This is a genomic window from Pseudomonas sp. BP01 (genome assembly GCF_022760795.1).
Taxonomy (GTDB): domain Bacteria; phylum Pseudomonadota; class Gammaproteobacteria; order Pseudomonadales; family Pseudomonadaceae; genus Aquipseudomonas; species Aquipseudomonas putida_Q.
This window is the reverse complement of sequence record NZ_JAFBKA010000059.1, coordinates 1-3,904: the sequence shown is the minus strand read 5'-3', so window position 1 is coordinate 3,904 and position 3,904 is coordinate 1. Positions and strand designations below refer to the sequence as shown.

General features: G+C 60.6%; 3 protein-coding genes and 1 pseudogene. 1 reads left to right on the top strand and 3 read right to left on the bottom strand.

Going from position 1 to position 3,904, the window contains the following annotated elements; translation table 11 throughout:
* Positions 1-156, bottom strand: a pseudogene (locus tag JOY50_RS28400) (DUF3182 domain-containing protein); the annotation flags it as partial.
* Positions 157-376: 220 nt separating this feature from the next.
* Here JOY50_RS28400 and JOY50_RS28395 point away from each other — a divergent pair.
* Positions 377-2,185 carry an aminopeptidase P family protein gene (locus tag JOY50_RS28395; RefSeq protein ID WP_132846270.1) on the top strand — a complete coding sequence of 603 codons (1,809 nt, stop codon included), beginning with the start codon at positions 377-379 and terminating at the stop codon, positions 2,183-2,185.
* Between the two features lie 38 nt (positions 2,186-2,223).
* On the opposite strand, the gene JOY50_RS28390 is transcribed toward JOY50_RS28395, so the two are convergent.
* Entirely contained in the window at positions 2,224-2,505 is a 282-nt protein-coding gene (locus tag JOY50_RS28390; protein ID WP_132846271.1) for a hypothetical protein, read from the bottom strand.
* 189 nt (positions 2,506-2,694) lie between these two features.
* A complete protein-coding gene (gene rhtA / locus JOY50_RS28385) occupies positions 2,695-3,582 on the bottom strand; it encodes a threonine/homoserine exporter RhtA (protein WP_019472373.1) in 888 nt (295 codons plus the stop codon).
* Positions 3,583-3,904: the final 322 nt, after the last annotated feature.

Genomic DNA, 3,904 nt, shown 5'->3' with positions numbered 1-3,904 from the left:
GGGGGAATGGGGTGGGTGGACGTGCGGGCAGCCCAGCAGTCCGGCCAGGCCATCGGCGAGCTTGAGGTGCACGGCATGCTCATGCTCCGGCGTATGTTCGCGGGTGTCGAGCAACACAACGCCGGTTTTCCGGTCGCAGGCACTGGGCATGGTCATTTGCCTGTCTGCAATGAATGTACAGTGTGTGAAGCCGGTACATTGCGGAAGTTCAGCGGGACTTGATCGGTGGTCCTGGCCTTGTTGTAGGCCGTATCCTGTTGGGACAGGGCGTGGTGGGCAATGCATGCCGTGTCTTGGTCGTGCCGATTGCAGCGCAATGGCGGCTGTTCCATTATCGGCGGATGGGAACAACCTTGATGTAGCCGCAGGAGAGCGCATGAACGTCCAGACCACCCTTGAGCAAAGCGTGCCGCAGCGACTGGCGCGCGTGCGCCAGGCCATGGCAGCCGGAGGCATCGATGCCTTGCTGGTACCCTCGGCCGACCCTCACCTTTCCGAATACCTGCCCGGTTACTGGCAGGGGCGTCAGTGGCTGTCGGGTTTCCACGGCTCGGTAGGCACGCTGGTAGTCACGCCCGCCTTTGCAGGGTTGTGGGTCGATAGCCGGTACTGGGAGCAGGCGGAGCGCGAGCTGGCCGGCAGTGGTATCGAACTGATGAAGCTCTTGCCGGGCAAGCCAGGGGCGCTGGAATGGCTCAGCGATAATGTCGCGCCAAACGGTAACGTCGCGGTGGATGGAGCGGTCATGGCTCTGGCTTCGGCGCGCCAACTGGGCGAGCGGTTGAAGGCACGTGGGGCAGGGCTGGTGACCGACAAGGACCTGCTAGACCAGGTCTGGGACGGGCGCCCGGCGCTGCCCGCCAACCCGGTGTACCAGCACTTGCCGCCGCACGCCACGGTAAGCCGGGCGGAAAAACTAGCGCAGTTGCGCCAGGGCATCCAGGCCAAAGGGGCTGACTGGCACTTTATCGCTACGCTCGATGACATCGCCTGGCTGTTCAACCTGCGTGGCAGTGATGTGTCGTACAACCCGGTTTTCCTGGCCTTTGCCTTGATCAGTCAGCAGCAGGCCATTCTGTTCGTGGGTCAGGACAAGGTGGACGCGCATTTGCGTCAGGTGCTGGCGGTGGACGGCATCGAGGTGCGCGACTACAGCGAGGCTGGCGCAGCCCTGGCGGCTGTTCCGGCGGGGGGGCGGTTGCTGGTAGACCCGGCCCGTGTCACCTGCGGCCTGTTGGGCAATCTGGCGCCAGAGGTTGTGCTGGTCGAGGGGCTCAACCCCACCACCCTGAGCAAATCCTGCAAAGGTGACGATGATCTGGTGCATATCCGCCAGGTCATGGAGCAGGACGGTGCGGCGTTGTGCGAGTTCTTCGCCTGGTTCGAGGCGAACCTCGGCTGTGAGGTGATTACCGAGCTGACCGTTGACGAGCAATTGACTGCCGCGCGTGCCCGACGCGCGAATTTCGTGTCGCTGAGTTTTTCGACCATTGCCGCCTTCAATGGCAATGGCGCCATGCCGCACTACCGTGCCACCGAGCAGTCGCATGCGATCATCGAGGGTGATGGCTTGCTGCTGATCGATTCGGGCGGGCAATACCTGGGCGGCACCACCGACATCACCCGTATGGTGCCCGTCGGCAACCCCAGCCATGCACAGAAACAGGACTGCACCCGGGTACTCAAGGGTATGATCGCCCTGTCGCGTGCCACCTTCCCGCGAGGGGTGCTGTCGCCGTTGCTCGACGCCATTGCCCGGGCGCCGATCTGGGCTGACCAGGTTGATTATGGCCACGGTACCGGGCACGGGGTAGGCTACTTCATGAACGTGCACGAAGGCCCGCAAGTGATTGCCTACCAGGCGGCACCTGCACCGCAGACAGCGATGCAGGCAGGCATGATCAGCTCGATCGAACCCGGTACGTACCGCCCCGGGCAGTGGGGCGTACGTATCGAGAACCTGGTGGTCAACCGCGAAGCGGGCAAGAGTGCCTTCGGCGACTTCCTGCACTTCGAGACCTTGACGCTGTGCCCGATCGATACCCGCTGCCTGTTGCCCGAGCTACTGGCCAAGGACGAGGTGGATTGGCTGAATGGCTATCATGCGAAAGTGCGTGAGCGCCTGGCGCCCCTGCTCAAGGCTGATGGGTTGGCCTGGCTGGAGGCGCGTACCGCGCCGCTGTAAGGCAAATGAAAAGGGCAGCTTGTGAGCTGCCCTTTTTGCTACTTGCAGATGACGATCATGCTGCGGCTGGTGTAACCCGCCGGGTTGATGCCGAACAAGTAGTCACCGGTTTGTTCATCGCTATCGCCCGAGCGTGCAATGACCCGGTAGCCGCGTGTGCTGCAGGAGGTCGCGGCCTTGCTGTAGCAGTTGTCCCATGACGAGGAAAGGCCGGAACAATTGATATGCAGGCCCTTCTTGCCCCTCTTGACCTCAGTCTTGGCTGTGGCGGCACATCCAGCAATAGCCAAGATGGCCAGGATGAGAAAAATACGTTTCATTCCTGTCCTTAAATGCAGGGCGGATCAGCTGTCTGCCCTGTCGTTATCGCTTTGCTTCTTCCTGAAACATCCCCAGCGTCCGTGTTCGGTCCAGTAGATAGCGTAAAGATGATGATCCTGTGACAGCTTAATCAGCGAGGAGGACCGCTACAATCACTAATCCTGTCTCAAATGAAAATATTTCTCATATCAGTCGGCTGCCACAGCCGGGGTTGGCTCTTTGCGCATGGACAGGGTAGTGCCAACCGAAGCGGCAATGATTGCCCCAATCGCCAGCCATTGGGTGAGCGTTAGTACCTCGCCGAGAAACAGCAGGCCGGACAGTGCGCCGAATGCAGGTTCGATACTCATCAACGTGCCGAACGTACGGGCCGGGATGCGTGTGAGGGCAACCATTTCCAGGCTGTAGGGCAGGGCGGTGGACAGCACTGCAACGGCCAGGGCCACGGGGATCAAGGCAGGTGTGAGCAGTGCGCTACCGGCATGTGCGATACCTATGGGAGCGACGAACAGGGCGGCGACGACCACCCCCAAGGCTGCACTCTGAATACCGTGCTCGGCGCCGGCGCGTTGCCCGAACAGAATATAGAGGGCCCAGCATACGCCGGCGCCCAAAGCATAAGCAGCGCCCACCGGGTCGAGTGCCTGGCCGCCTTGGCCAGCCGGTAGCAACAGCAGCAGGCCGGCAATGGCCAAGGCAATCCACACGAAGTCGATTGGCCGGCGCGAGGAGAAGATGGCCACCGCCAACGGGCCGGTGAACTCCAGGGCTACGGCGATGCCGATCGGTACCGTTTGCAGGGCCATATAGAAGAGGAAGTTCATGCCACCCAGCGCCATGCCATAGATGACCACGTTGCGCAGGGTGGTAGCGGTCATACGTACCCGCCATGGGCGCAATATGAGCAGCATGATGATGCTGGCGAAGATCAGGCGCAGTGTAGTGGTGCCTTGTGCTCCGATGATGGGGAACATGCTTTTGGCCAGGGACGCACCGGACTGGATCGATGCCATGGCTATAAGCAGCAGGCCGATCGGGAAGAGAGTGGCGGCCAGGCTGCGGGGTTGGGTGTTCATTTAAGTGCGGCGATCCTTGGACGGGCGGGATGAGCAATATAGTGCGCAATTGGTGGGGCGGGTGATAGCCCTTAAGAGGCTTCGCCAGAAATATTTCAAACCATTGAAATTAAAGGTTGACCTCGTGGATGACGGCCCTATAATGCGCACCATTCCAACGGGGTGGCGAAGTAAAGCTAGCCGCCCTGTTGAGTCAAGTGTTTGAAGCTAAACGAGTTTCTCGCAAAAAACTTCAAAATAAACGCTTGACAGGCTCTGAGGAAAGCGTAGAATGCGCGCCTCGGTTGAGACGAAAAGCTCTTAACCAAACGCTCTTTAACAA

Coding starts and splice junctions, on each gene's coding strand:
- JOY50_RS28395 (WP_132846270.1), top strand. CDS start 377: ATGAACGTCCAGACCACCCTTGAGCAAAGCGTGCCGCAGCGACTGGCG.
- JOY50_RS28390 (WP_132846271.1), bottom strand. CDS start 2,505: ATGAAACGTATTTTTCTCATCCTGGCCATCTTGGCTATTGCTGGATGT.
- rhtA (WP_019472373.1), bottom strand. CDS start 3,582: ATGAACACCCAACCCCGCAGCCTGGCCGCCACTCTCTTCCCGATCGGC.